This window comes from Vibrio glycogenivorans, assembly GCF_051660965.1.
In the GTDB taxonomy this organism is placed as follows: Bacteria; Pseudomonadota; Gammaproteobacteria; order Enterobacterales; family Vibrionaceae; genus Vibrio.
The window spans coordinates 1-26,980 of the sequence record NZ_JBPVIS010000025.1; the positions used below are offsets into that span (position 1 = coordinate 1).

Genomic DNA, 26,980 nt, shown 5'->3' on the forward strand with positions numbered 1-26,980 from the left:
GGTGGACAATGCCCATTAGAAACTGGCGACAAGCCCTGAACCGTTTTATGATTATGTTCGAAGAACGACTCTCTGAATATCAATAACCCCGTCAGTTACACAGAATTATTTACAGGGTCGGGTTGTGTGTACGTTTTAAACCTAATGAACCTACACCTTAAGGCTACTTGGGTGCCACTCCAACTCTATCATTAGTTGCCACTATCATATTTCGACTGAAATGAGTCAGAAAACGCCATTTGAATTGGCGATATTACCACCACTGATCAGAGAGTAGACTTTCATCGAGAAATCAAGAGCTTGGATTGAATCCCAGTGCTCTACGATTCTCCCTTCCTCGATACGCCAAACATCAATAATATTCATCCCTTTTTGATCATTTCCGCGGTCTTTCTTGTTAAGCGTTGCATGAGAATGAAAAATCACATAGTCGCCGTCGACTAGGATGTGTTTCACATCATAAGTGTAATCAGGATACTCCTCGACAAACTCCTTCAAAAAACCGACTAAGCCTGTCATTTTATCCGGTAGGTTACGGTTGTGTTGTAAATATGAACTGTCGTCATAGTTGTCCATGATGTAGTCAAAATTATGATCATTCATTAGGTTTTGAACGAAATCTGTTACCAACTCTGCATTACTTCGCTCTTGCTCTGTCCAGTTTTCCTTGGCCAGCGACAAGAAATCAATTCTCAATGTGTCTTCGGTTTGTGCATAGACTGCTTTGCTACATAGCAGAAGCATAGATAGCGCAATTGCTTTATACATAAGTCACTCCTTTGGTCGTCATACTTTCAAAGTATAGATTAATAACCTAAGTAATCAAAAGTAACTTGCAATTTAAAAGGGTACTAATATATTGGTAAGGCACATTGGGGTAACTGGGGCTTAGGAGAATTAAAATGGTGATAGCAAAGAAATCGGATAGACGGGTTTTTCACAATAGACAGGATTGCCCAGTTCGAAACATAGTGGCGCAGATCGGTGATAAGTGGTCACTACTCATTCTATTCGCCCTGGTCGACGGCTCTGATCGGTTCAATGCACTGAAATCAAGAATTGAGGGGATCTCTCAGCGTATGCTGACGCAAACCCTGCGTGATTTAGAACGAGAGGGTTATGTCACTCGGACGGTGTATCCTGAAGTACCGGTTCGAGTTGAATATGAACTAACGGAGTTGGGAAGAGACCTAGTTAAGCCCCTTTATCAGCTTGTTACATGGGCAGATGATCATCAGGAAGAAATCAAACAGGCACGCAAAGCCTACGATGAAAAAAGCTAGACAAGATTGTCTACAGGGCCTGACAGGTTACTAGTCGATACCAATAACGTGATCAAAGTTGTTGGTGCAGATCAATTCGGTTCAAGCCTTCAACCTGCTATCAGATTGGATTAGAGTCCCATCGAAGCAGCTAAGCGGACCCGATAAGTTATGGTTATCGCTGGCAGTATGTGATTAAGCAACATTGATCATCAGTGCAGCGGCCATTGCCACTTTGATGGCAAAAAAAAGCACACACTGTCAGGTGTGTGCTTTTTTAATACAATATTTGCTGGCGAGCGTTGCTACTAATAGATCAGCGCTAAGCTAACAGCTCTTGAGCAGTTTCAAGCACATTATCGACAGTAAAGCCAAACAGTTTAAACAGCTCGCCCGCTGGCGCCGACTCACCAAAGGTGGTCATGCCGATGATACGGCCATCGAAACCAACGTACTTATACCAGTAGTCAGCGATACCCGCTTCGACGGCAATACGGGCTGTCACGTCTGATGGCAGAACCTGTTCGCGGTAGGCGACATCTTGGGCATCAAAGGTATCGGTTGATGGCATGGATACGACGCGCACATTCTTGCCTTGAGCAGTTAGTTGTTCAGCGGCTTCAACCACCAGTGAGACCTCAGAGCCGGTTGCAATCAAGATAAGCTCTGGCTTGCCTGCGCAGTCTTTAAGTACATAACCACCTTTGGCAATATCAGCCACCTGCGCTTGATCACGCTCTTGTTGAGCCAGGTTTTGACGCGAGAAAATCAGAGCGGTAGGCGCATCTTTGCGCTCAATTGCTAGCTTCCATGCAACGGCAGATTCAACCTGATCACAAGGGCGCCACGTGCTCATATTTGGCGTTAGGCGCAGTGCGGCCATCTGCTCAACCGGCTGGTGGGTTGGACCATCTTCACCAAGACCTATGGAGTCGTGGGTGTAGACTTGAATGTTCTGCACCTTCATCAGCGCCGCCATACGCATCGCATTACGCGCGTATTCCATAAACATCAAGAAAGTCGCGCCGTAAGTGACAAAGCCACCGTGCAATGCGATACCGTTCATGATTGCGGTCATACCAAACTCACGCACACCGTAGTGGATATAGTTACCAGCAAAGTCATTGGCTTCGAGCGATTTTGAACCAGACCAAATCGTTAGGTTGGAAGGCGCAAGGTCAGCGGAGCCACCCATAAACTCAGGCAAAATTTTACCAAAGGCCTCTAGCGCATTTTGCGAGGCTTTACGCGAGGCGATGTTGGCTGGATTCGCTTGTAAGTCACTGATCACTTGGTCAGCATACTGTTGCCAGTTGTCAGGAAGCTCGCCATTGATGCGGCGTTTAAAGTCGGCGGCAAGTTCTGGGTAAGCAGCCTGATAAGCGGCCAACTTCTCTTCCCAAGCGGCTTCTTTTGCAGCGCCCGCTTCTTTTGCATCCCACTCAGCGTAAACATCCGCTGGGATCTCAAATGGACCATGCTCCCAACCAAGGAACTCGCGCGCGGCTGCCACCTCAGCATCACCTAATGGCGCGCCGTGACAGTCGTGTGAGCCAGATTTGTTCGGTGAGCCAAAGCCAATGATGGTTTTCGTACATACTAGAGTAGGGCGTGGGTCGGCTTTGGCCGCTTCAATCGCAGCGTGAACCGCTTGTGGATCGTGACCGTCTACCGCCGGGATCACATGCCATCCATAGGCTTCAAAGCGTTTTGGCGTATCGTCTGAGAACCAGCCTTCGACGTGACCATCAATCGAGATGCCGTTGTCATCCCAAAAGGCGATTAGCTTACCTAGTCCAAGAGTACCTGCCAGTGAACATGCTTCGTGAGAGATACCTTCCATTAAGCAGCCATCGCCTAAAAACGCATAGGTGTAGTGGTCGACGATATCGTGACCTGGCTGGTTGAACTGAGCGGCAAGGGCTTTCTCTGCGATGGCCATACCGACAGCGTTAGAGATCCCTTGACCGAGTGGGCCGGTGGTCGTCTCAATGCCCGGTGCATAGCCATACTCTGGGTGGCCCGGTGTTTTCGAGTGCAGCTGACGGAAGTTCTTCAGCTCTTCAATCGGCAGCTCATAGCCACTCAAATGCAGCAAAGAATAAAGCAGCATCGAGCCATGACCATTGGACAGCACAAAGCGGTCACGGTTAGCCCAATCAGGGTTTTGTGGGTTGTGATTGAGGTGCGAGCGCCACAGCACTTCGGCGATGTCCGCCATGCCCATTGGGGCACCTGGGTGACCAGAATTGGCCTTTTGTACGCCATCCATGCTCAGAGCGCGAATAGCATTTGCGAGATGTTTACGATCCATATTGTGATACCGATTTAGTAGAATAGGGGGAGTGCGGTTTGCTTATTGCAACTCTTGATAGCACTCTTTGTTATTCACCAAAGTGGTAGGCTTAAGTCATGCGTGCCTGCCACCTTGGTAGGTAATTTATGTAGCTGGCTTATAGCTTAGCCTCAATCATGGTTTCAAGCTTGCCTTGGTCAATCGCGAAGTTGCGGATACCTTCAGCCAATTTTTCAACAGCCATGGCGTCTTGGTTGTGCTCCCATAGGAACTCAGCATGCGTCATCGCAGCAGGGCGCGCTTGAGTGTCACCCGTTGGCGCAAGCTTGGTGTCGACCACACCCTCTGCCGCTTCTAGCTCCGCAAGCAGAGCCGGTGAGATAGTTAGGCGGTCACAGCCTGCTAGCTCAAGAATTTCGCCGATGTTACGGAAGCTAGCACCCATCACGACAGTGTTGTAGCCGTGCTGCTTGTAGTAGTTGTAGATGCTGGTTACAGACAGTACACCTGGGTCTTCTTGAGGCGCAAAATCACGGCCTTCTTTGGCTTTGTACCAGTCCATAATACGGCCAACGAATGGTGAGATAAGGAACACACCTGCTTCGGCACAAGCGCGCGCTTGAGCAAATGAGAACAGCAGCGTTAGATTACAGTTGATGCCTTCTTTCTCAAGGATCTCCGCCGCGCGAATACCTTCCCAGGTTGAGGCAAGCTTGATAAGGATGCGGTCGTTAGTGATGCCCGCGTCGTTGTACATTTTGATCAGTTGACGTGCTTTCGCCACGCTCGCGTCAGTATCATAAGACAAGCGTGCATCGACCTCGGTAGAAATGCGACCAGGGATAGTGGCAAGGATCTCTTTACCGATGTTGACGGCCAACATGTCACAGGCGGCTTCAACTTGCTGCGCCGTGTCACCGCCGATAGATTTAGCGTAGCTGATCGCTTGGTCAATCAGTGGGGCATACTCTTCTAGCTGCGCCGCTTTAAGGATCAATGAAGGGTTGGTGGTAGCATCTTGCGGTTGGTACTTCTTGATCGCGTCGATTTCACCCGTGTCCGCGACCACTGTTGTTAGTTTGCGTAGTTGCTCTAGCTTGTTCGTCATTTTCGTCATCCTATCTCTAATGCAGTTAACCACTTGCGGGCTTTAATTATTTTTATTGCAGCGGGCAGAAATTACTATGGTTAGCGCCCGTTTCTGCGATTACTTTCTCATTGTTCAATTGACTTTGAGCAATTGCTCGGTCAATGAGTATTTGATAAATCCATATTTATCCTAACCAGATTTAATGTCAATGCTTGACGTCGGAAACCAAAATAATTTTAGACTGAAACGAAAAAAAGTAAGCTGGCGTGATAAAAAGTGCGCAAAACTCAAGCGATCACAGTCGGTTGTCACTAAAAAGACATAAAATCCAGTCGTGAGCATTTGTAATGTCAGTGCGCAGATGTAATGATATCAACCCTGCGGGAACAAATGTATTCTTACTGAGCATTTGCTGCAGCACTAGGGAGTTTAAATAGAACAATGACGCGCTGAGGTTGAGAAATACTATGTCAACAATCGATTCCAATACGACTGACCTACTGACTGAGATTGCGGTGGCCTATTATCAAGATGGTGCAACGCAAGAAGAAATCTCTAAGAAGTTTTCTATTTCTAGAGCAAAAGTGGGTCGAATGCTCAAAATGGCGCGTGATGAAGGGATCGTCGAGATCACTGTTAAGTATCACCCGGTCTTCAGCGCCAAGATTGAGCAGCGCTTGATTGAACGATTTGGTATTAAACGTGCCTTGATTGCACTCGATCACCCACTGGAAGAGCAGCAACGAACGCTGGTGGCTGGTTTAGTGTCTGGTTATTTGGACGCGAGTTTGGCCAACGGCATGGTGGTAACCGTTGGGCAAGGGCGCAACGTGTCATCAATTGCTCATCATATTGGGGTGAACACCGAGAAAGACTGCAAGTTCGTCTGTGGTATTGGCGGTATTCACCCAAAAGGCGGGATGTATAATGCCGACCATATCTGTCGTCAATTTGCTAAGAAATATGGCGGCAGCTCAGAAACCCTTTATGCGCCAGCCTACGCTGAGAATCGAGAACAAAAAAATGCCTTTTTACAAAACTCGACCATCAAGCAAACACTAGACATCGCGCGCAGAGCCGATGTTGCCTTGGTGGGCATAGGTGATATGAGCGAAAACAGCTACATGGTGGACTTGGGCTGGTTTACGCCAGAAGAGGTAGTTCAGTCTCGCCTACACCAAGGTGTGGTGGGTGATTTTGCTGGCTATGACTTCTTTACTATCGATGGGCGAATTGCCGATACGGTGATGAACGATCGCGTGATTGGTTTGGGGATTGAGGAATATTCGGCAATCTCTGAGGTGATAGCGATTGCGGCGGAAAACAGCAAGCCTTTGGCGCTTCTTGGCGCTTTGCGAACAGGGGCGATCGATGTGATCGCCACCAGTGTGAGTAATGCGTTAACCGTGCTTAATCTAGACGAGCAAATGCCATCATAGTCTAATTAGGTGCAGTAATTCATACTCGAGCCTAAATGGCTCGCACAAAAAAAGCCACGGTGCAAGCCAGCAAAGTTTTGGACATAACCTTGTTAGGGCAAATACTTAATTCTGCGATTAACGAATTATCTATAGTATGGCAATGTGATGGATGATAGCGAAAATATCCGCTGAGAATGCTCTTTACCAGGGTGGAAACTGCCGCTAATAGAAGAAGGGAGTACAAGGCACTCCCTAACAAGTTATTTCTTAAACTTGAATCGTCTGATACTGAAAATTGCTAGCACAGTCAATAAACCGAATGACATAGAGCCACCTGATTTAGAACCGCTTGAGCTGCCACTGCTTCCGTTATTACCGTCACCAGGCGTGCCCGGCTTCAGATCTTCTTCTGGCTCTTCGTCGTCTTTGTCACTACCGTTATTAGCTCCATCGTCACCACCTTCTGGTGGAAGGATTGGCGTTCCAGGCTTACCTTGAACTGTACCAGTAAGATTAAGTTGAATGAAGTCACCATCGGTCAACTGAATAGCGTATGTTTGCATTGGATTATCAAGCTCAAAGTCACTTGAAACCTCAATTGTCACATGACAACCATCCTTTGAATTCAGGAAACCACAATCTTCAACAACTGTAAAAACACCACCAATACTCTCGCTATTTAGGTAAGTATCAACCGTCTCTTTGGTAAAGTTCTGCACAACAAAGGTCGCAGAATCAGCTTCATCGATGTCAATGTTAACAACAGAAGGAAACAAAAGACCATCAATTGCACGAACAAACCAATCAGTGTACGCATCGAAACTGATCACTTCACTACGAAGTTTTGTACCGTCTTGCGCGCCCATAGTGTTAGAACTAATCACACCGATAATCGCACCGTTGTGAACAAGTGGCGTACCAGAATCGCCAGGCTTAACAGAAACCTTTTCATTGTAGTAAAGGTTTTTGTGACCAGGGTTGTAGTAGCATTTTTCAGATTCAAGGGTGCATGGCTCAGGGACCTTTAATGGGTCACCCATAACATCCAAGTAACCGGTGTCCACCCACTCGTGGACAATATGAGGCTTCATTGTCAGTATTGAAGTGAACTCCATTAGTACATCAGGTGTCGTGCCGGTTGAATCCAGTGTGCCCCAACCACGGAAAGTGAACTCTTCGCCTAGTTGAAGATAATCTTCAACACCATCAAAGGTTCGGAACACAATGGCTGAATCTGAATGGTGAATAGACTCATCTAGTTTCAAAAGGCTAAGATCACGATGCACATCTTCACCCCAAGGCTCATCCCCGAAACTACGGTAATATTCGTAGTTAAAGTCGTTGTACATATTTGATTCGTTTGCATAGAAGTCACCAGTAAACTCGCCGTTCACCCATAACGGTTCAATGTCGGAATAGTAATAATCACCATGAAACTCTAAAGTATCCCCTACTGTATTTCCCGAATGTGAAGGGATATGAGTGATATCACGAACCCAAGTTCTAGTAGGGTTACTACGACTCAAGCCCTGAGTAATAGTGATAGCGTCACCAACCCAACCAGAACCAATACAATGTGTCGCAGTGAGAATGTAATTTTCACCTAACAACGCACCACCACAAGTTTTTGTACCATAACCTTGTTGCAATGGAATGCTCAAAGCGACCATAAAGTCCTTGTAGTCATCTTGACTAACAGGAGTACGAACTTCCTCAGCAACCACAGCGCCTGTGTAGAGTGTTGCCGCTGCAAATAGCGTAAATGTTGATTTAGTTTTCATAATCTTCACCTTTTATCCTTAAATTTGTTTCATCTCCGGCTGGAGCCTCGAACTCGCACCAGAGATGCAGTTCTCAGAGTTTCCCCAATGGGGTTTGTCTGATTTAAGGCGGCAAGGTGACTTAGCAAAGCGAGATGCACTTCATTTTTGCTGTTGTAGCCAGAATGGAGTGAGAGGTAGGTGATATCCCTTCAATACCATCTGCGCCTTCCTTGTCGCTTTGGGGCTCAAACATGAATACTACCAGTGGGATTAAAACCACCATTCCATGGCCTTCCTTGGTTACTACAACGAATAGTGTCTCACGACATCTTCTATCCACAACTAAACCCAACAGAAGGTCAGGTTAAGGAGATGTAATGATAACTTACAAACTTATACATTTGATTGCAGATAATATTATTGCGTATTAGTGATGTGACGCAGATCTACCTTTAAGACTAAAGCGCTTAAATATCAGTAAGTAACACATAATAGCCCCTCAATAATAGAGTTGTGAAAGATCTCAAGTCATATCGATTGGTGAGCGTCTTTTTGTGTGTTTTATCCATTAAAAAACCTTGGGCAAACACGACAGGCGCGTGCTAGTGATTTAAAGTCGATAAAACATAATGGGGCACTTCTGATTTATGAAGTGCCAACAGTGTAGTGCCTTTGTCTCACCCGCCCCATTCAATCCCGCCTTCATCCCCACCACCATAGGACGCAAAGACTTCGTCTAATACTTGGTGTAACTCTTTTTGTGTTGGGCTTTGCTGACAACACGCTTCAATTTGCGATATTAGCGCCTTGGCTTCGCTGCATTCTTTGGCGACTCGGCTTAACGTTTCTTTCGAACATGGTTCATTAGAGTTTAATTCGATATCTGTAATCTCTATCTTCATGAATTTATGTTTAGTATTCATAACTCCCCCTATGTGCTGAAACAATTAAAAATTGGAGTCCAACGGGAATAAGCAGAAGCATGCATCATCGATGCTACAAGCTCAATTCGACATGCTGAGTGGACGATCCATTGATTCGTGCAACCTAACAAGGCAAGCATATCCGTATGCGTAACTAAACACTGAGCCATCCTTCACGGATTAGAGAGGGTAAGGAAAAAGCAGGGTATCATCGCATGTAGAGCAATGAATCTAACGTATTTTGGGGCAAAGCCGTGGCATAGTCATTTGCAAGGTGAATAACCGTTTGTTATATGCCTAGCAACTCGTTTGAATATTTCCTAAGCCCTTGAGCACCAAAGCCTTGCTCTGGTTTTTCATAGTCATAGTAAGTTATCGATTTACTGTTTCGGTCAGCTTGAGCAATGAACTTCCCGTTTTGGTCAATTACAGCAGTAGGGGCAGTTTGCTCTAAGGTCGATGAGTTCACAGAGAACAACGTAACCACATTTTCAATAGCACGAGAGACTAGGTGAGACTTAATAATTGAAAGTCGGTTGTCATCTGCTTCGCGTTGAATGTCGCATAAACTTACGATAACAACATCGACCTTTTCCTTATACAGCTCTCGAAAGTATTCAGGAAAGCGAATTTCAAAGCAAATTCGAATACCTATCCTAACACCCTGAATGTCAACAACCCCATTATAATCACTATCTACAATGAAGTTATCAGTGTCCCACCCCCACAATGCCCTTTTATCATAAAACTGCACCTCACCTGTTGGTGCAATGACAGCGATGGAATTTGCAGCTTTTGTCGCTATCTTACGAATAAGACCAAGAAATAGGTAAATCTTCTTTTCCTTTACAAGTTCAATGATTTCATTGAAAACACTATCTTGTTGCGCAAAATCGATATCGGAAACTGAGTCAATTTCCACAGGTGGGTAGCCAGACAAAGCACATTCTTGAGTGACCAAAACCTGAGCATCATTATTTGCAGCTTCACAAATAGCCTCCTTTATCGCTTCGTAGTTACCTACCGGATCTTGGCTAAATGGAAACTGAAATAATGCAAACTTCATCGACTAATCTCCTATTTCGATATTGGCGTCTAATGCTAATTAGACGGCGAATAGCCGCCTGTAAGTCTCATATAATGTCATCGTTCGGTTGCTGGCTCAATTAACAATCAACAGCTTATCAACGATGCTAGGGAACTGTGCGGCATCAAAGGTGCATAGTTCCTAGCTGAGTAGAACTCGCATTACTTGTTGTAGTGAGAACTTACATTAACACAATGTGAGAGAGTATTTACCCTAAGTGGTTTTGGGGCAAAAGCTTGTTTTATGCGCGTCGTAACACCACTAGCTTTTTTTAATTTGAAATCTGCCCAATTTAGCGACCAACAGATCAGTCAGGTAAGGGGAAGTATCTGCCAAAGTCTGTTGTAATGTTCATTATCATTGGCCCTCCATTAACCCGAGTAACTCCAACACCTGCCTACCATCACTAGGCATACCCTCATAAGCACCGAAGAAGCTTGGGTAGTATATTGGTACGGATGTAAACAGAAACTGAAAGAGTGCAAAATACAGTCCGAAATTAACCAAGTAGTGGACTAGATAGGGTAGTTCATGACGGCTAATCATATATAAGGTGGCACATAAAACAAGAGATACAATAGGACCCATTAACAAAGAGGCAATTTGTAAATTTTTACTGACATCTCTTTTTATTGAAGCAAAGCCAATATTCATCGATAAAGGTGCTATTGAAATTTTCAGTTTGCCAGCCCGAAACTCTTTAAGATCACTTCCACTTCCCAAACGTATTTCTGCTGAATGGCCAGCGATTAATTGAGGTGTAACGTGACCTAACTCATGAAATAGCACAGCCAAAGGCATAACTAGCAAAAAACCTAGAGCTAAACCTATCATAGTTTTCAAAACCGACCTCCATACCATTGATATCACAGCAAAACAATCATATACCTAATTGATGCTTGTACCAAGGCCCGATTGGATTAGCGTGATTAGGGCAAACCCAGATTGAGGAGGAGTGAGTCAGCAAAGGTATAACGCATAAAGGGGCAGTTTTGATTTAGTCACCCTATACCTAATCGTTTGTTAGTCTTGCACGACCCAACGGAAGTACGGTCGTTTACCATCCATACGTTCGATCTTTGCGCCTAATTTCTTGTAGAACTCGTGTGCTTTAATGTTGTATGGGCTAGCAGTCCACGAAATGTGAGAAGTTAGAGTTTTTTTAGCTTCTATTTTGAGCGCCTGCATAAGCTCAGAACCATAACCTTTTGACTGATGTTGACCTATAACTAGCAGGTCATCAAGCCAAATAGACGGCTCTCCTCGAAAGGAGGAATAACGATAGTGAAATAAAGCAAACCCTTGAACTTCGCCATTGATTTCCAATAGCAAAGCATGAGCATATGGGTAATCTCCAAATAAGGTCTGTTCTATTTTCTCTTTAGTTGTTGAGAGTTCACCGTTAAACCCTTTCATAGATCGGTCGAAATCGGCTTTGTCTCCAATTAGCTCTAGCAGCTTACTTGAATCTTGTTTGATCGCCTTTCTTACGTTCACTTTGCTCGCTTAACTTACTAGTTTGTATACAGTTTTCTTAGATTACCCAAGTTAGCAAAATTTAGTCAAGTTTGAGGCAACTGAATGGAGGATTCTGCCTCGGCTTATGTGAAATGGGGTACTTCCAAGTTACTCAACTAAGCACATTGTGTACTCAGCTTGGCCGGTATGTTCATCAGCTTGCTCGCTTACGACCTCAAAACCCTGTGAAATATAGAAGCGGTGGCTTGATTCATTGGCTTTAAAGACATTTAGGGTTAGTGATGAACGACGCTGTTTTGCATCATTGATAAGCTGCTTACCAATACCTTTCCCTTGATCATTGGGGCTCACAAAAATTGCCGCTAGAAGGTTTTCGTAAAGTGAGTAAAAGCCGACTATTTTGGAGTCGACCTCATAAACAAAACTTTCTGACATTGGCAGGTAAACATTACGCATATTATCTACTTGAGACTGCCAAAAATCAGCAGCAACAAAATCATGTGCTCGAATAGATGCCTCTAGCCAAATGTCGAGAACACTTTCTATATCTTTTTCTGCGTATTTTCTGATCATTTAAAACTGTTAGCTCAAACTCTTCGGATTAAAGATAGTGTACCACCGAAGAAACTCATTGCCATATTAGGAATATCTATCGTAAGTAGTGACTAATACAAATCAGCGTTTAGTGCGAGACAATACAGCCTTGGGCAGAATCGATTTTGACGAACCTATCAGGTCCAGTCACATCAAGTTAACTGAACTGATAGGTTGCACTTAGACTCATTCAAATTAGGCGATAGGGCGGTTGTGGTCTTGTCCCCATTCGGTCCAAGAGCCATCGTAGACACGCAGGTCTTGATACCCGCATAACTGCGCGGCAACGGAAAGGATGCAGGCGGTGACGCCTGAGCCGCAGCTAAAGATGACCTGTTGATCGCGATCGGGCACCAAAGAGTGCAGCAAAGGTTCAATGTCACTCACAGGTTTGAACTTATAGCCATCAATAAGCTCAGCAAAGTGTAGGCAAATTGAATTGGGGATATGACCTGCGCGGACACCCTCGCGCGGCTCGGCCACGGTTCCCAAAAAGCGTGGCTTTCCTCGTGCATCGATGGTGGTACTGCTCTTAGAGTTAATCTGTTGTTCAACAAAGTCGGCATCAACGAACCACTGGTCCTGATATTGCCCCTCAAAGTCACCCGAAACGATATCAGAAGCATACGATTGAGTGACGGTGTAACCCTGCGCTTTCCATGCAGCCAAACCGCCATCAAGTATCACAACCTCTTGATGCCCCATAGCTTTAAACATCCAATAGGCGCGTGGCGAGGCAAAGGTGCCCGCGTTATCGTACACAACGATCAACGAGGAGTTATTGATTCCTAGCGCTTGTGCCAAAGTATTAAACCGCGCCTCGTTCGGCATCATATGAGGTAATGCTGACTTGGGGTCACAAAACTCACTGTCGTAGTCGAAGCGGCGAGAATTGGGGATTAGGTTGACCTTATCCTTTTCTGGCTCAGTCGGGATCTGAAAGTCAATGCTTGCATCAAGCAAGACTAGGTTAGGGTTATCGAGGTTATCCTTTAGCCATTTTGCACTAACCAGCGGGCTCATGGTGTCACTCCTTTGCTTTAAATTATTCGTTATTTTTGATTGCCACACACTGGGCAGTTGGGCATTTTATTTAGGTTAAGCTCGCGCCATGACATTGAAAGAGCATCGAGGATCAATAGTTTACCTTGCTTAACCTGCCCGTAATCGGCAATCACTTTGATTGCCTCCATCGCTTGCATTGCGCCAATGATGCCAACAACAGGCGCCATCACCCCCGTCTCGACACAGCTTAAGTTGGTGTCACCGAACAGCGCACTTAGACACTGATAGCAAGGCTGCTCATCATCTTGGTAGGTAAAGACGCTGATCTGACCTTCCATACGAATAGCCGCGCCTGATACTAGCGGTGTCTTGTTCGCATAACACAGCCGATTAAGCTGGTTACGCGTAGTTACGTTGTCACTGGCGTCAATCACCAGTTGGTGATGCTCGATAAGCTGTGCAAGCTCATCGTCATTTAGCCGCTTGGCAATAGTGGAGACTTGCGTGTGCGGGTTGAGTTGGGTCAACGACGCTTGAGCTGATTGGGTCTTAAGCACGCCAACATCTTGGTCTTGATGCAGTACTTGGCGCTGCAGGTTGGAGAGCTCAACCACATCATCGTCAACCAAAGTTAATTTGCCAACCCCTGCGGTGACCAAGTATTGGCTTGAGGCGCAGCCGAGGCCACCAGCGCCAATGATCAGGATACTGGCTTGTTTTAGCGCCTCTTGGCCATCAAAATCAAAATCACGCAGGATGATTTGACGGTTATAGCGGATAAGCTCTTGGTCAGACAGGATCTCCATTGCGTCTTCCTAATATAGGTTGGCGTTAAACAACTGAATTTGAACTGTCTCACCGGCCTCAACACGACCACGTTCGCGCTCTAACACCACAAAGCAGTTGGCGAGACTCATCGAGCGAAAGGCGCCGGAGCTTTGATTGCCAGTCGATTCAACCACAAACTGACCATCTTCAATCTTATAGATGCCGCGTTGGAACTCGGTACGCCCTGGGCTCTTTTTGAAGCCTTGTTTGGTGATCGCAGGAATAAATGGATCAGCCTGCCATTGGCTGTGACCTGACAATTTGGCGATCAGCGGCTGCACTAACACATAGAAGGTCAGCATCGCCGAGACTGGGTTGCCAGGTAGACCGCAAAATAGCGCATCGTCTATCTTACCGAACGCAAACGGCTTGCCGGGTTTCATCGCCAGTTTCCAAAAGTTGATCGTGCCCACTTGCTGGAGGATCTCCTTGGTATAGTCGGCTTCACCCACGCTCACACCGCCGGAGGTGACAACCAAGTCAGCTTGCGCTTGGGCTCGCTCAAAGGTGGCCTGAAGGGTTTGAGGGCAGTCTGGCACCACGCCAAGGTCAAGTGGCTCACAGCCAAACTTCTCAATCAAGGCCGCTAGACCATAGCGATTGCTGTCATAAATCTGGCCAGGCTCTAGGGGCTCACCGAGCGCGCGTAGCTCATCGCCAGTAGAGAAGAACGCGACCTTGGGTTTGCGTAGAACCTTGACTTCAGCAATCCCTAACGAGGCAATCATTGGAATATCTCGCGGGGTCAATCGAGCGCCTTTTGAGAGTACAATTGCGCCTTTCGCTATGTCTTCGCCAACGGGGCGAATATTTTGCTGTGCGCGGATATCTTGAGTGGTAAATACAATGCCTTGCTCAGTCACTTGCGTCTGTTCCTGCATCACAACCGCATCACATCCAGCCGGGATTTCACCGCCTGTCATGATCCTTACGCAAGAGCCCTTCGGCCACTCACCCTCAAAAGGCTGGCCGGCAAAGGATTTACCCGCCATTGGTAGGGTGTCGGTATCATTAAGGTCAGCAATACGTATCGCATAACCATCCATCGCCGAGTTGGCAAAAGGCGGCACAAAGATGGGCGAGAGGATATCCTCGGCGAGGACATAGCCGAGCGCTTGCGGGAGGGGCAGGCTCAGTGTGGTTGAGATTGGCGTAACCGCGTCGAGCATTTTGGTCACGGCTTCTTCGATAGGCATCAGGCCTGGTGCGTCACAGCATCCCATGAGACTTCCTATTTTTGTCGTTATTGTGGCACCAACTGTACCACTCGATAATACTTTGCACAAAGGCTGCATAATCCTTGCAAAACCTGCGTGACTTCAAGGGGCCATTTGCGCATGAATTACATGCAAGTCAGCATCTTGAGGTGGTTTGTCAATAAATAGTGGGTGTAATTGTGATTAAATGCGAGTATTCTTGTCAGCCATCCGCAATGGGCAACATCAGAAGGTAGTGGAATGACAGGTCTAAGTGAATCGGCAAAACTCGTAAAAGCAGCACTTGAGGAGCGAGGGCAAGAGACGCCAATGAACGCTAATTCGCTTGGCAGCGACGAAAAGAAAGAGCGCATTGAGCATCATATGCGTGAGATTCTATCCCTACTTGAGCTTGACCTTACCGATGACTCGTTAGAAGAGACTCCGCGCCGCGTAGCGAAAATGTTTGTCGATGAGATCTTCTCAGGTCTGGACTACCAGAACTTCCCTAAGATCACCGTCATCGAAAACAAGATGGACGTCAGCGAGATGGTGCGTGTCAAGGACATCACCCTGACTAGCACGTGTGAACACCACCTAGTCACGATTGACGGTAAAGCAGCGGTGGCTTACATCCCTCGCGGTAAGATCATTGGTTTGTCGAAGATCAATCGCATTGTGCGCTTCTTTGCTCAGCGTCCACAAGTGCAAGAGCGTATGACCCAGCAGATCTTAGTTGCGCTGCAAACCTTGCTTGAGTCGGATGATGTTGCCGTAACGATTGACGCGACGCACTTCTGCGTTAAATCACGTGGCGTAATGGATGCGACCAGCGTGACCACCACTACGGCACTGGGTGGTATCTTTAAGAGTAACTCTGCAACCCGCGCTGAGTTCCTCCACGGCTTACGTTAATCAGCGATTAAGCGATAAATTTTTCAAGCCGCTTCCTCTGAAGCGGCTTTTGTTTTCTATGCTAACTAGGTGCGTGATATCGCGCGCTTAATTTGTCTCCCGCGAAAGGACAAGACTTTGAGTACTTCATTTAAATCCCTGAACCTAAGACCTGAGCTGCTCAGCACGCTTGATAGCCTAGGTTATACCGATATGACTCCGATCCAGCAGCAGGCGTTGCCAGTGGTGCTAGAGGGGCAAGACGTGATTGGCCAAGGCAAAACTGGCTCGGGTAAAACCGCGACCTTCTCGCTTGGTCTGTTGAGTAACCTCAATGTCGCTCGCTTTCGCGTGCAGACCTTGGTGCTGTGCCCAACTCGTGAGCTTGCTGATCAAGTGGCCAAAGAGATCCGCACCCTAGCGCGCGGCATTCACAACATTAAAGTGCTGACCCTGTGTGGCGGTATGCCGATGGGGCCGCAAATTGGCTCGCTTGAACACGGCGCGCACATTCTGGTTGGCACGCCAGGGCGCATCTTGGATCACCTGTCTAAAGGTCGCATTAACCTAAACGAGCTCAACACCTTGGTGCTTGACGAAGCGGACCGAATGCTAGAGATGGGCTTTGAGGACGCGATTGATGCGATCATTGCGCAGGCTCCAGCTGAGCGTCAGACGCTGCTGTTCAGTGCGACCTTCCCAAACAACATTGAAGCGTTGTCAGCCAAAGTGCTAAAGCAGCCAGTGATGGTCAAGGTGGAGTCGACTCACCAAGGCTCAACCATCGAGCAGCGCTTCTATCAGCTCGATACGACTGAAGAGCGTGATGACGCGCTTGAGGCCCTGCTGCTGACGCATAAGCCGGAATCGTCAGTGGTGTTCTGTAATACCAAAAAAGAAGTGCAAAACGTCACAGATGAGCTTTCACACCGCGGCTTTAGCGTGGTTGAATTGCACGGCGATATGGAGCAGCGTGAGCGCGAGCGCGCCCTGACGATGTTTGCCAACAAGAGTACCTCTATTCTGGTTGCAACAGACGTCGCGGCACGTGGCCTCGATGTTGATAACCTTGATGCGGTATTTAACTTTGAGCTATCACGCGACCCTGAGGTTCACGTGCACCGTATTGGCCGTACTGGCCGTGCAGGCTCAAAGGGCTGCGCCTTTAGCTTCTATAGTGAAAAAGAAGCCTACCGCGTTGCACGTATCGATGAATACATGGACATCGCCATCTCACCAGCACAACTGCCGGAGAAGCCAGTCGAGCGTCCTTTCTATCCAAAGATGCAAACCATCCAAATCCTCGGCGGTAAAAAACAAAAAGTCCGCGCAGGCGATATCCTTGGCGCACTGACCAAGCAAGCGGGCATTGATGGCAAGCGTATCGGTAAGATCAATATTCTGGCGATGGTGTCTTACGTCGCAGTTGAGCACGATGTGGTTAAACCGGCGCTTAAGCAGCTGCAGACTGGTAAGATGAAAGGGCGTGCTTTTAAGGCCCGTGTGATGAAATCCGGCGTCTAAAGCGAAAAGCAGAGGCGAGAAACGAGTGAACATCACTCGCTTAAAACTCCTCGGATCAAATATCGCCTCTTTTTTGTAAAAACAAAACAAGAAACTACTGAGGGAAGTTAACCCCACACACAATCTGCTCGAACCTCGAACCTCGAACCTCGAACCTCGAACCTCGAACCTCGAACCTCGAACCTTAAGTCTCGGAACGAAGTGAAACCCGAACCCCGCCCCCTTCTTTTTGTGATAACGCTAACATTTTCAAATCCCCCACAAAAATAATCGCGTCGTCATGTGTCAACTCACCGATCCCGGAACACTTTGCTTGTAGTAATCAATGTTCAAGGAATTGAAATGAGAAAAGTAGTCTGTTTGGCTGTTGGGGCAGCCGCTTGTTTGTTGCAAATCACGCCGGTATTGGCTGAGTCGATCGATTTAAGTCAATGGCAATTGACCTGGAATGATGAGTTTGATTATCCAGATAGTCAGCTTGAGGAGAACTGGATCAGTCAAAATGGTCCGACTGAAAACCCTTATGTACTGAGTAGCCGCTGGCGAGAAAATGCGGAAGTTAAGGATGGGGTGCTTCATCTTCATGCTCGCAAGGAATCGCGTGGCGGTCAAGATTGGACCACAGGTAACGTGTGGACCAAGCGCACGTTTGGCTATGGCTATTTTGAGGCGCGGATGAAGTATGCCGCTGCGACTGGCACCAACAACTCATTTTGGTTCTGGCCAACGAACGGTGTGCCTGAAGGGCAAAAAGCCTGTGAGGTCGATGTAAACGAAGGCCATTACCCAAACATTATCAACACCAATGTGCATAACTGGACCGATAAATGGACCAATGCGCATGGGCGCACGGTTCACCATGATAACCAACTCCATCACACCCCCTTTGGTCAGCCTGACCACAACATTGTGTTTGACAAGGCCTTCACTACCAGCAAGTTAAGATTGCGCTCCAATAACCCAGCCTCGTTGCATATCAGTGATTTTCGTGTGTTAGCGCCGAGTCAGTCTGGTTATCCGGACGTGATGACTGCGGCGGCAGATAGTGGCCCAACAAACCACTCTCTGGCCAAAGACGTCAAGATCAGAACCAACGGGATCAATATTCGCGAGGGCTGGCCTTCGAAAGAAGAGTATGCGATTGATGGTAACCCCAAGACGCGCTGGGTATCGAAAAAAGATGGTGCCAAGTTCTTAGAGTTAACCTGGGATGAGCCAAAACAAATCGGCGCAGTGCAGTTAATCAATGGCTGGCTGCAAGAATTTGGTGCTGAAGAGGGTGGCTATCATAACTTGATGAGTGACTATGCCATCGAGTATTACGACGGCAAGAAATGGGTCAGTGTTGCCGACTACAGTGCCACGCAAGACGTCAACTTTGGTGAAGAGTGGCATACCTATGGCCTGCAATGGGACCAAGACTACTTCCGCTTCTACCTCAATGGCGAGCTGTTTTATGAGATGCGCAACGACGTATGTTTCAGCGAGACCACCATGCTGCTTAGCTTAGCGCTACTGAAATATAACATCGCTGGCCCAGTGACCGATGAGGTTGATGGTACCAGCATGAAGATTGACTACGTGCGTTACTACACGCCGAAACAGTAATCGGTATTGCATGCGGGAGCTGAGTGGGTGCGGCTCTCGCATCAATTTGCTTCGAAGTGAGTCTGTTTCAAAGTTAATCCGTTTCGAAGTGTTCATTAGCCAGTGTAGAGGGTGAGCACCTCGATGCGCTAAAGCAAAGATATAGGGATATAGATTACGATGAGTATGATTGATCTAGGGGTAATTTTACTGTTCACCATTTTGGTGGTGGGCTGCGGGCTGAGTTTTTCGAGCTCAGGAAAAAACATGAAGAGCTTCTATTCTGCCGGCGGTGCACTGCCCTGGTGGATGAGTGGCTTGTCACTGTTTATGAGCTTCTTCTCGGCAGGTACGTTCGTGGTGTGGGGCTCAATAGCCTACTCCGCAGGCTGGGTTGCCGTGATGATCCAGTGGACAATGTGTATTGCCGGTTTGATTGTCGGCTGCTTGATTGCGCCGCGCTGGCGACAAGCCAATGTGCTTACTGCAGCGCAATTTATTAAAGAACGAGTGGGCCTGCGAGTACAAAAGATCTATACCGCAATCTTTTTAACCATCGCAACGTTTTCTACCGGGGCATTTCTTTATCCAATCGGCAAGATGGTTGAGGTTTCAACCGGTATCTCGTTAAGCGCAGTGATCATCGGCATTGGCCTTTTGATCTTACTTTACACGGCCGTTGGTGGACTGTGGGCGGTGATCGTTACTGACATTCTGCAGTTTGTGGTGTTGACCGCTGCAGTGATCATCGTAGTGCCATTGGCGCTGGATCGCGTTGATGGGTTCAGCGGTTTTATTCAGGGCGCCCCCGAGGGCTTTTTCAACCTGACCAATGAAGAATACAGCTGGGGCTTCTTGTTTGCGTTTGGCTTGTATAACCTGTTTTTTATCGCGGGTAACTGGGCCTACGTTCAGCGCTACACGTGCGTTGAAAAAACGCGAGATGCGAAAAAGGTTGGCTGGCTATTTTCAATCCTCTACCTTGTCAGTCCACTAGTGTGGATGATTGCCCCGATGATCTATCGCACCATAAACCCGGAACTTGGCGGTAACGCCGATGAGGGTGCTTATCTATTGATGTGTAAAGAGGTGCTGCCGATGGGTATGCTGGGCTTGATGCTAGGCGGTATGATCTTCGCCACGTCTAGCTCGATCAACTCTGCGCTCAATATCACTTCCGGGGTTATTACCAATGATGTCTTCAAGGTGATTTATCCAAATAGTGAACAGAAAACCTTAGTCCGCTTTGGCAGAATCATCACTGTGTTACTCGGACTTATCACCATATCCATTGCGCTGCTTGTCCCTTATATGGGCGGCGTGGTTGAAGTCGTGATGACTCTCGCAGCGCTCACAGGCGGTGCACTGTACCTGCCACCGGTATGGCTGCTGTTCTCTAAGTATCAAACTGGCAAAAGTATATTGATCACCAGTGGGTTGAGTTTAACCATTAACTTAGTGTTTAAGTTTGTCACGCCGACTTTATTTGGCTTGTCACTTGGACGGGCAGAGGAGATGCTGCTTGGCGTATTGGGCCCAGTTGTTATCCTGAGCCTGTTCGAGATTAAAGGTCGTCTAACTGGTCGTGTCTCAGCAAGCTATGAGGCATACCAGCAGATCGTCAAGCAAAAAGCAGAGCAAGAGTCACAAGAAGCACCAGCGCCTGCAATGGCGGCAGAAAAGAGTGATAACCATCGAGGAATTATGGTGATCGGTCTCGGTGTTACCAGTATTGGTGCCATTATGCTCGGCCTGGCAATCATCGCTTCTCATGGACAATACGTTGTCGGTATCGTCGCGCTAATCACCACTTTGATTGGTGCTGCTATTACGCTTAATGGTCGCTCAAATGCTAAACGAGTTAAGCAACAAGTAGGCTTTGACCAAGCCTAATGAAACCACGCTTTTTGGGCTTGGCAGCTCGCTGAGCTCAAAAGGTGTATCTAGCAAAAAGGGTTGCATAGAAGTGTAAATTGGATGAGAAGTGCGGGGGAGTTCACATTCACGTCGATATGCTCAAAAAAGACGTCATGTGATGTGTCATTAACATGTGCTGATGACATCTAGCGTTAACGGTTGAAAAAACTTAGTGATTAACGGCGCTGACTTTCGCACGGCTATTATCGACTGAAATTATGTATTGCATTGAAATTATTCATGTTTGTGAGCTGGCTTCACTGTATACACTTGACGCAATATTGATGCTTTTGTTGTTATGAATGCCGTTAGTTTCTTGGATAGATCAACGAAGTAACACCCATTTGGTGTTGCGGGTGAGCGATTTGCGGTCACCAATCGAGGTTGGTGGAATGAGGTACAAAAACTAGTGGAATATTCATTGTCTTCGACTCAGTGCGTAAAAGATGAGCCTAGCCAACCGAGCAGGCAGACACGTTCTCCGGCCAATCTTGGTAGTATCCAAGATAGCGCCGATATGAGTATTAAGAGCGACCAAGACGCTCCAAAGGACTCGGAACAAGCACGGCTGATCAGTGCCTCTTGTAAGGGGGACACGAGTGCATTTAGCCAACTTGCTTATCGCCATCAGGGCTACTTGCGTGCCTTTATTGCGAGTCGCTGTCATAGCCCCCAAGATGTCGATGACTTGGCACAGGAGACGCTGATATTGGCGTATCAAAAACTCGCCTCACTGGAGGAGCCTGATGCTTTTCGCGGTTGGATATCGAGTATGGCGGTCAACTTAATTCGCAACCATCAACGCAAGCAACAGCGATTGCAAGTTGAACAGCCGGATCGAATTCAAGAGATGATACAGCAGCGACAGGTCCAGGAGAGTGAACCAACCGACCTGAGTTTATCCGCATTGCAAGGTTGCACACGTAAGCTAGACATTGATCTTCAAACACTACTACGAGCGCATTACACCGAGGGCTTATCTATCAAAGAGCTGTGCACACGCTTTTCATTGCGTCATTCCACTATCACCATGCGATTGTACCGGTGCCGTCAGTGGTTGAAAGAGTGTGTTATTGAGCAGATCAACGGAGCAAAGCGATGAAACGATCAGAACAACAGTTAATCGCGGATTACTTAGCCGGTGAGCAGGTTGAAGATCAGTTACTTGCAGCGGTCGAGCGTGACCCTGAGGTGCTCAGCACGCTAGCCGAGCAGCAGGCAATCGACCGGCAGATGCGTTATGCGCTACAAGCACAATCAAGTCAGGAGTTTATGGCTGGGTTAAACCAGCGACTTGAGCAACAACCAACCAAGGCTAAACCACGCAAGTTGGGACAGTGGTATCAATGGGCCAGTGTGGCTTGTCTGATGGTGATGATGCTAGTGCCACTAATGATTGGCTCTAGTACGGTGGGTGTGATCCAACGTATGGTGGCGGCGAATCAGGCTCAGCATAGTTGGAGTGAGGGTCAGGTGGTTCAAGTCGGCAAGTTTAACCTGCCAAGCGGTTACGCTGAGCTCGAGCTCAACAATGGGGTTCGGCTGCTACTCGAGGGGCCTGTCGATCTTGAAATCAAATCGACCAAACATGTGTTACTGCATCAGGGCAGCTTGGTGGCGCATGTGCCCCCTCAAGCCGTCGGGTTTAAGGTGTATACCCCAAGCTCTTATATCGTTGACCTTGGTACCGAGTTTGGCGTTAAGGTTGACCCTGATGGTCAGAGTGAGGTGCATGTGATGACTGGTGAGGTCAAGGTACGCGCGAGCACCGAGCATGAATTTGAACATCTGACTAAAGATCAAGCCCGCGCGTTTGATTTACAGCAGCAGGTGGCGATCATCCAAAGCCAGCCGCAACGATTTATGCGCAGCTTGCCGGGCAGGTCTGCTAGTAACCCAAACTACTTGCATTGGAACTTTGATCAGCGCGAACAGGGTGGTTTCACCTGCAGTGGCCCTGGTATGACAGGGCAGTGTTATGTCGCCAAAGATAAGCGCATGAGTGACCTGAGCCCAGTTCCAGAGCTCGTTGAGGGACCTTTTGGCAAAGCCATGTATTTCGATGGTGAGAACAACTGGCTCAGTACCGATTATCGAGGCATTGGTGGTAACAAACCGCGCACCATCGCGTTCTGGGTAAAAGCGCCGAAAGACTTCGATACGCTGCAGGGCTTTGGCATCTTGGGCTGGGGACTGCATGATGTGCTCTCAGCGTGGCAGATTTCACTGAACCCGCTGCCAGTCAGTGGCCCACTCGGACGAATCCGGATCGGGACCAATGAGGGTGAGATTGTTGGCAGTACCGATTTGCGCGATGACCAGTGGCACCATATTGCGATAGTGATGTTTGGCGGGGCAGAGGCGGACTTATCCACCCACGTGTTGCTTTATGTCGATGGTAAGCTTGAGCCCACCATGGGTAAGAGTTTGGCAAGGGTGTTTACTGAACTGGATGATCCACGCTCCAAGCCATTGATTATGGGGAGAAATCTTGCATATGATGATGGTGACATGGGCAAGCAAAAGCGCTTTTTCCGCGGAGCTCTAGATGAGCTTTACGTGTTTGATGCAGCACTTGAGCAGTCTCAGATTATGTCTCTGATGGAGAATAATCGCTTGCCAGACCGGCAAGAAAATTCAACAAGTAAAGTAAAAAATCAACTCCCTGTGCCATGAGTATTATGGACTAGGCGAGCGGTCTAAAGACTAAATTAATAAAAAATATTGAGTATTTTGGTTCCCGGCTACTCAAGCTAGGAACCTTATTATCAGCGCTAATTATTATATATTTATGGGATTATTATACACCTCTACTCAAGAGGAGGTATAAAACTCAAATTAATATAAATCAGCGCACTCGGCACCTGAATACCATGTAATAGAATGATTATTGTTTTAAATATTCACTAACTTAACAGGATGAAAAAATGATCAAAGCTAAACTTAAAATCGCTTTATTAGTTTCTACAGTTATATTTGCAGCCGGTATTGCAACCCATTCACAAGCCAATGATAAATTATCAGAGTTGGACTCTGAGGTATTTCTGTCAAATGTGAAGCCCAACAGCTTTGCTAAAGCAGAAATGGTGGATGAGGCCCTAAAAGTCAACTTTGAAAAAGTCACTGAGGCGCAAAAGTACTCTCGTTGGCCTGCTGCCAAATTTACGCCACAGAAAGGCTGGTGGAACTGGGAGGACAAAAAGAGCATCAAGTTTGATGTAGAAAACCCTACCAATAAATCAGCAAAAATCTACTTTAAGTTAATTGACAGCGTTGGCTTATCAGGACAACAAACTAACCAGCTTAATTACGGAGTTCAAGTCAACCCAGGTGAAACTAAAGAGGTCGAAATGTTACTTGATGGCAGTAAGAGGAAGCTGGCAGGTTATCAGGGTGGCACTGAAATCAACCTGAAAGGCATAATTGAACTTTCTGTCTTTGCTCGAGGTCCAGTTAGCGAGCAGACAGTATTACTTAAAAACTTTCAGGTTGTAAATAATAAATAAGGTTAACTTCAGGCTACTGTAGATTAATATATGGCCTAACAAGATACTGTTTCACTTAAATACAGCAACTAGGCGGCGCAATTCACTGGGCGCAGTGAATTGCGCCGCCTAGAGAATATATCAAAGCATCATGTAGCTCATCTCCCTCGCTTGTGGTTTCTATCCTTGTCACGATAGGATTGCTCAAAACTGCCCGATACATAAACTACACTAAGTCAAAGACAATGCTCTCAGCATTTGACAGCAGATGTCTGGTTAATGACACCTATTAAAGGAGCTGTATTATGGCAGGGGCAAGTTTGCTGACGCTGATCGATGACATCGCTACCTTGATGGACGATGTGGCAGTGATGTCAAAAGTGGCAGTTAAGAAAACCGCTGGAGTGTTAGGTGATGATTTGGCGGTCAATGCTGAGCAAGTGAGTGGCGTTTCGACTGAGCGAGAGCTACCTGTAGTGTGGGCAGTGGCGAAAGGTTCGCTGCTCAATAAGGTAATTTTGGTTCCTGCCGCTTTATTGATAAGCCTTGTGGCCCCCTGGCTGATTACCCCTCTATTGACACTCGGTGGGGCGTTTTTGTGTTTTGAGGGCTTTGAAAAGATTTATCACTGGTGGAGTCATCGAGGGCGGAGCGCAGAAAACCATCAGGATTTGCCGATAGCCACGCTAGATGCCAAACAACTCGCCGCATATGAGCAGCAGAAAATCAAGGGTGCTGTGCGCACCGATTTTATTCTTTCAGCCGAGATTGTAGTGATTGCCCTTGGGACTATGATGGCCCATTCTCTTACGACGCAAGCGGTCAGTTTGAGTGTGGTTGCGCTCTTGGTCACGGTTGCGGTGTACGGTTTAGTGGCACTGATCGTCAAGCTCGACGATGCCGGCCTGTGGCTGATTAACCACAATCCTGTACAGACCTCATTGAAGCACAAGCTAGGTATGGGTTTGTTAAACTTCGCCCCTTGGTTGATGAAAGCACTCGGCGTGGTGGGCACGATAGCCATGTTTCTTGTCGGGGGTGGGATTATTGCACATGCCTTGCCATGGCTTGAGCACCTGAGTGCAAGCCAGGCAGACACCTTTAATCACATACCGAGCCTTGATCTATTTTGGGAGAGTATTGGTGCGAGCGTGATCCACCTGTTAAGTGGAGCAGCCCTTGGCGCAGTGTGTTTTGCACTGCACCAAGCGTTTATCAAAATCAAAACGGGCCGTTCAGGCTGACCTACAGCTCTGAAAGTTGATCCGAGAACCAGATCTTGCGCTGAAAGCGCGGGTTCTTGGATGACATGTCGATCTTGTACGGGTTCTTCTCTTCCATTCGTTGCGGAATATCGAGGATCTTACACAGTTCTTGAGCTAGGTATTTCTCGATTTTTAACACCACCATCTTCTTGCGCAGACGGCCTTGCTCGTCGCGGTTAAGGATGGTTGGCATGGTGTTTAGGGTAAGGATCTCACCCAGTGCAGGGCTTGACATACGCTCACGACCCTCAGTGCTGGCGTAGAAGTGTGAGACAGTAAACAGCATTCGCTGCGGCTTCAATTTTTGCAGGAATTGACAAGATTTAACCACGGTTGAGCCCGTGCGTACCATGTCGTCAAACAGGACAATACTTGGGTTTTCTAGTCCCTCAAAGGTGTCCTCACTCTCTTTATGTAGGGTAATTTCTACTTGTCGCTCAGCGGTGCGCTCTTTGTCGAGCATAATAAACTTGGCTGAGGCTAGGCCGAGCTGGTTGTACATCGCTTTGACAAAATCACGCGCTCCTTTATCTGGCGCGCAGAGCACTAGCCCTTCGCCCTCAGGCCCGTAGTTGAGGATGTTTGAGTTCAACAAGTAGTGAGCATAAATCTCATATGGGATCAGGTTATAAAAGCGACCATCAAACACTTGGCTAAACATCTTTTGCACCGACACCGAGTGGTTATGCACCGTCATCACATCATCGACACCGGCCAGTTTGAGCATCTGTGCATAGAGTTTGGCGGTGAAAGGCTGACCATCGAACTTTTTGATATCGGAGACTGAGCGCTCGCTTGAGGTGTCACCCAGCTCAGCTCGAGGCCCACGGTCTTGCGCAGAGAAGAACAGGTCCGGCTCAACCAGAACCACACGGCTCGCGCCATTTTCTTTAGCGGCACGCGCGATAATCAGGTTGTGCATCGCCAACTCTTGGCGACTGGTCACTAGGTTACCTGTGCTCACAATGACGACAGTCTTGCCGTTTAAGCTATTACCGATATTGTCCATATCATCTTCATCAGAAATGAAGCGTGGACAAAACTCGGTATTCATAAACTGCTTCATGCTAATGACATCGGAGATGTCTTCGTGTTGTCCCATTGCGTAGGCGACGTCGATGGCAAAAGGGTTATCGGAAGAGTTGCTGACAATCACAACATCGTTGGATTGGGCGTTTTGGCTGCTCATGGCATTCCTCGTTGAAGGGAAGGGAACGGGTCTGAGCGTATTCTAGTCACAAACTGAGGAAAACGGCAGAAGAAAAGCTCAGTTTGTGAAAAGAAGATACGATTGTTGGATTGGAAGAGCTAATAGCTCGGTCAGGAGTAGCTACTGTGTTTGTAATTAATGTTTATTGGCCAAT

General features: G+C 47.3%; 23 protein-coding genes. 10 read left to right on the forward strand and 13 right to left on the reverse strand.

Going from position 1 to position 26,980, the window contains the following annotated elements; translation table 11 throughout:
- Positions 1–225: 225 nt before the first annotated feature.
- The gene (locus ACSTTG_RS23695; protein ID WP_438476565.1) at positions 226–768 is read right to left on the reverse strand and encodes a nuclear transport factor 2 family protein; all 543 of its coding nucleotides are present in this window, start codon (positions 766–768) and stop codon (positions 226–228) included.
- A 134-nt stretch (positions 769–902) separates the two neighbouring features.
- Here ACSTTG_RS23695 and ACSTTG_RS23700 point away from each other — a divergent pair, with 134 nt between their 5' ends.
- Positions 903–1,283 (forward strand): winged helix-turn-helix transcriptional regulator, encoded by a 381-nt coding sequence (locus ACSTTG_RS23700; protein WP_438460862.1) that lies wholly within the window; start codon positions 903–905, stop codon positions 1,281–1,283.
- Positions 1,284–1,584: 301 nt separating this feature from the next.
- On the opposite strand, the gene tkt is transcribed toward ACSTTG_RS23700, so the two are convergent.
- Complete coding sequence (gene tkt, locus ACSTTG_RS23705; RefSeq protein ID WP_438476566.1) at positions 1,585–3,576, reverse strand: transketolase; 1,992 nt, start codon at positions 3,574–3,576, stop codon at positions 1,585–1,587.
- Between the two features lie 139 nt (positions 3,577–3,715).
- Complete coding sequence (gene tal / locus ACSTTG_RS23710; protein ID WP_438476567.1) at positions 3,716–4,666, reverse strand: transaldolase; 951 nt, start codon at positions 4,664–4,666, stop codon at positions 3,716–3,718.
- Between the two features lie 449 nt (positions 4,667–5,115).
- On the opposite strand from tal, the gene ACSTTG_RS23715 reads away from it, so the two are divergent.
- Positions 5,116–6,087, forward strand: a complete 972-nt coding sequence (locus tag ACSTTG_RS23715; protein ID WP_438476568.1) for a sugar-binding transcriptional regulator — start codon at positions 5,116–5,118, stop codon at positions 6,085–6,087.
- 242 nt (positions 6,088–6,329) lie between these two features.
- Here ACSTTG_RS23715 and ACSTTG_RS23720 read toward each other — a convergent pair whose 3' ends face one another.
- The 9 genes from ACSTTG_RS23720 to moeA all read right to left on the reverse strand — a co-directional run bounded on the left by ACSTTG_RS23720 (position 6,330) and on the right by moeA (position 14,971).
- Positions 6,330–7,850 carry a trypsin-like serine protease gene (locus ACSTTG_RS23720; RefSeq protein ID WP_438476569.1) on the reverse strand — a complete coding sequence of 507 codons (1,521 nt, stop codon included), beginning with the start codon at positions 7,848–7,850 and terminating at the stop codon, positions 6,330–6,332.
- Between the two features lie 659 nt (positions 7,851–8,509).
- Positions 8,510–8,755: a hypothetical protein gene (locus ACSTTG_RS23725; RefSeq protein ID WP_438476570.1), complete on the reverse strand. Its 246-nt coding sequence runs from the start codon at positions 8,753–8,755 to the stop codon at positions 8,510–8,512.
- A gap of 289 nt (positions 8,756–9,044) precedes the next feature.
- Positions 9,045–9,821, reverse strand: a complete 777-nt coding sequence (locus tag ACSTTG_RS23730; protein WP_438476571.1) for a carbon-nitrogen hydrolase family protein — start codon at positions 9,819–9,821, stop codon at positions 9,045–9,047.
- Between the two features lie 378 nt (positions 9,822–10,199).
- A complete protein-coding gene (locus tag ACSTTG_RS23735) occupies positions 10,200–10,676 on the reverse strand; it encodes a hypothetical protein (RefSeq protein ID WP_438476591.1) in 477 nt (158 codons plus the stop codon).
- A 189-nt stretch (positions 10,677–10,865) separates the two neighbouring features.
- Entirely contained in the window at positions 10,866–11,339 is a 474-nt protein-coding gene (locus tag ACSTTG_RS23740) for a GNAT family N-acetyltransferase (RefSeq protein ID WP_438476572.1), read from the reverse strand.
- 129 nt (positions 11,340–11,468) lie between these two features.
- On the reverse strand, positions 11,469–11,894 hold the full coding sequence (locus ACSTTG_RS23745) for an N-acetyltransferase (RefSeq protein WP_438476574.1): 426 nt from the start codon (positions 11,892–11,894) through the stop codon (positions 11,469–11,471).
- Between the two features lie 216 nt (positions 11,895–12,110).
- Positions 12,111–12,938, reverse strand: a complete 828-nt coding sequence (locus ACSTTG_RS23750; RefSeq protein WP_438476575.1) for a sulfurtransferase — start codon at positions 12,936–12,938, stop codon at positions 12,111–12,113.
- A gap of 29 nt (positions 12,939–12,967) precedes the next feature.
- Positions 12,968–13,726 carry a molybdopterin-synthase adenylyltransferase MoeB gene (gene moeB / locus ACSTTG_RS23755; RefSeq protein WP_438476576.1) on the reverse strand — a complete coding sequence of 253 codons (759 nt, stop codon included), beginning with the start codon at positions 13,724–13,726 and terminating at the stop codon, positions 12,968–12,970.
- Positions 13,727–13,735: 9 nt separating this feature from the next.
- Entirely contained in the window at positions 13,736–14,971 is a 1,236-nt protein-coding gene (gene moeA, locus ACSTTG_RS23760; protein ID WP_438476577.1) for a molybdopterin molybdotransferase MoeA, read from the reverse strand.
- Between the two features lie 234 nt (positions 14,972–15,205).
- Here moeA and folE point away from each other — a divergent pair, with 234 nt between their 5' ends.
- The 8 genes from folE (at position 15,206) to ACSTTG_RS23800 (ending at position 25,595) form a co-directional block, all read left to right on the forward strand.
- Positions 15,206–15,859, forward strand: a complete 654-nt coding sequence (gene folE / locus ACSTTG_RS23765) for a GTP cyclohydrolase I FolE (RefSeq protein ID WP_438460872.1) — start codon at positions 15,206–15,208, stop codon at positions 15,857–15,859.
- Between the two features lie 117 nt (positions 15,860–15,976).
- On the forward strand, positions 15,977–17,362 hold the full coding sequence (gene dbpA / locus ACSTTG_RS23770; protein ID WP_438476578.1) for an ATP-dependent RNA helicase DbpA: 1,386 nt from the start codon (positions 15,977–15,979) through the stop codon (positions 17,360–17,362).
- Between the two features lie 342 nt (positions 17,363–17,704).
- Complete coding sequence (locus tag ACSTTG_RS23775) at positions 17,705–18,970, forward strand: family 16 glycosylhydrolase (RefSeq protein ID WP_438476579.1); 1,266 nt, start codon at positions 17,705–17,707, stop codon at positions 18,968–18,970.
- A gap of 159 nt (positions 18,971–19,129) precedes the next feature.
- On the forward strand, positions 19,130–20,842 hold the full coding sequence (locus ACSTTG_RS23780) for a sodium:solute symporter family protein (RefSeq protein WP_438476580.1): 1,713 nt from the start codon (positions 19,130–19,132) through the stop codon (positions 20,840–20,842).
- Positions 20,843–21,275: 433 nt separating this feature from the next.
- The gene (locus ACSTTG_RS23785) at positions 21,276–21,968 is read left to right on the forward strand and encodes an RNA polymerase sigma factor (RefSeq protein ID WP_438476581.1); all 693 of its coding nucleotides are present in this window, start codon (positions 21,276–21,278) and stop codon (positions 21,966–21,968) included.
- A complete protein-coding gene (locus ACSTTG_RS23790; RefSeq protein ID WP_438476582.1) occupies positions 21,965–23,542 on the forward strand; it encodes a LamG-like jellyroll fold domain-containing protein in 1,578 nt (525 codons plus the stop codon). Before ACSTTG_RS23785 ends, ACSTTG_RS23790 begins: the two co-directional genes overlap by 4 nt.
- 251 nt (positions 23,543–23,793) lie before the next feature.
- Positions 23,794–24,372, forward strand: a complete 579-nt coding sequence (locus tag ACSTTG_RS23795) for a hypothetical protein (protein ID WP_438476583.1) — start codon at positions 23,794–23,796, stop codon at positions 24,370–24,372.
- A gap of 284 nt (positions 24,373–24,656) precedes the next feature.
- Positions 24,657–25,595 carry a DUF808 domain-containing protein gene (locus ACSTTG_RS23800; RefSeq protein ID WP_438476584.1) on the forward strand — a complete coding sequence of 313 codons (939 nt, stop codon included), beginning with the start codon at positions 24,657–24,659 and terminating at the stop codon, positions 25,593–25,595.
- A 1-nt stretch (position 25,596) separates the two neighbouring features.
- Here ACSTTG_RS23800 and ACSTTG_RS23805 read toward each other — a convergent pair whose 3' ends face one another.
- Positions 25,597–26,805, reverse strand: a complete 1,209-nt coding sequence (locus tag ACSTTG_RS23805; RefSeq protein ID WP_438460879.1) for a phosphoribosyltransferase family protein — start codon at positions 26,803–26,805, stop codon at positions 25,597–25,599.
- Positions 26,806–26,980 lie beyond the last annotated feature (175 nt).

Bases quoted from the DNA above. Each gene is read 5' to 3' on its own strand.
- ACSTTG_RS23720 (WP_438476569.1), bottom strand. From the start codon at position 7,850: ATGAAAACTAAATCAACATTTACGCTATTTGCAGCGGCAACACTCTAC.
- ACSTTG_RS23715 (WP_438476568.1), top strand. From the start codon at position 5,116: ATGTCAACAATCGATTCCAATACGACTGACCTACTGACTGAGATTGCG.
- ACSTTG_RS23790 (WP_438476582.1), top strand. From the start codon at position 21,965: ATGAAACGATCAGAACAACAGTTAATCGCGGATTACTTAGCCGGTGAG.
- ACSTTG_RS23780 (WP_438476580.1), top strand. From the start codon at position 19,130: ATGAGTATGATTGATCTAGGGGTAATTTTACTGTTCACCATTTTGGTG.
- ACSTTG_RS23750 (WP_438476575.1), bottom strand. From the start codon at position 12,938: ATGAGCCCGCTGGTTAGTGCAAAATGGCTAAAGGATAACCTCGATAAC.
- tkt (WP_438476566.1), bottom strand. From the start codon at position 3,576: ATGGATCGTAAACATCTCGCAAATGCTATTCGCGCTCTGAGCATGGAT.
- ACSTTG_RS23695 (WP_438476565.1), bottom strand. From the start codon at position 768: ATGTATAAAGCAATTGCGCTATCTATGCTTCTGCTATGTAGCAAAGCA.
- moeA (WP_438476577.1), bottom strand. From the start codon at position 14,971: ATGGGATGCTGTGACGCACCAGGCCTGATGCCTATCGAAGAAGCCGTG.
- tal (WP_438476567.1), bottom strand. From the start codon at position 4,666: ATGACGAACAAGCTAGAGCAACTACGCAAACTAACAACAGTGGTCGCG.
- ACSTTG_RS23730 (WP_438476571.1), bottom strand. From the start codon at position 9,821: ATGAAGTTTGCATTATTTCAGTTTCCATTTAGCCAAGATCCGGTAGGT.
- ACSTTG_RS23800 (WP_438476584.1), top strand. From the start codon at position 24,657: ATGGCAGGGGCAAGTTTGCTGACGCTGATCGATGACATCGCTACCTTG.
- ACSTTG_RS23735 (WP_438476591.1), bottom strand. From the start codon at position 10,676: ATGATAGGTTTAGCTCTAGGTTTTTTGCTAGTTATGCCTTTGGCTGTG.
- moeB (WP_438476576.1), bottom strand. From the start codon at position 13,726: ATGGAGATCCTGTCTGACCAAGAGCTTATCCGCTATAACCGTCAAATC.
- ACSTTG_RS23795 (WP_438476583.1), top strand. From the start codon at position 23,794: ATGATCAAAGCTAAACTTAAAATCGCTTTATTAGTTTCTACAGTTATA.
- ACSTTG_RS23775 (WP_438476579.1), top strand. From the start codon at position 17,705: ATGAGAAAAGTAGTCTGTTTGGCTGTTGGGGCAGCCGCTTGTTTGTTG.
- ACSTTG_RS23805 (WP_438460879.1), bottom strand. From the start codon at position 26,805: ATGAGCAGCCAAAACGCCCAATCCAACGATGTTGTGATTGTCAGCAAC.
- ACSTTG_RS23700 (WP_438460862.1), top strand. From the start codon at position 903: ATGGTGATAGCAAAGAAATCGGATAGACGGGTTTTTCACAATAGACAG.
- ACSTTG_RS23745 (WP_438476574.1), bottom strand. From the start codon at position 11,894: ATGATCAGAAAATACGCAGAAAAAGATATAGAAAGTGTTCTCGACATT.
- ACSTTG_RS23725 (WP_438476570.1), bottom strand. From the start codon at position 8,755: ATGAATACTAAACATAAATTCATGAAGATAGAGATTACAGATATCGAA.
- folE (WP_438460872.1), top strand. From the start codon at position 15,206: ATGACAGGTCTAAGTGAATCGGCAAAACTCGTAAAAGCAGCACTTGAG.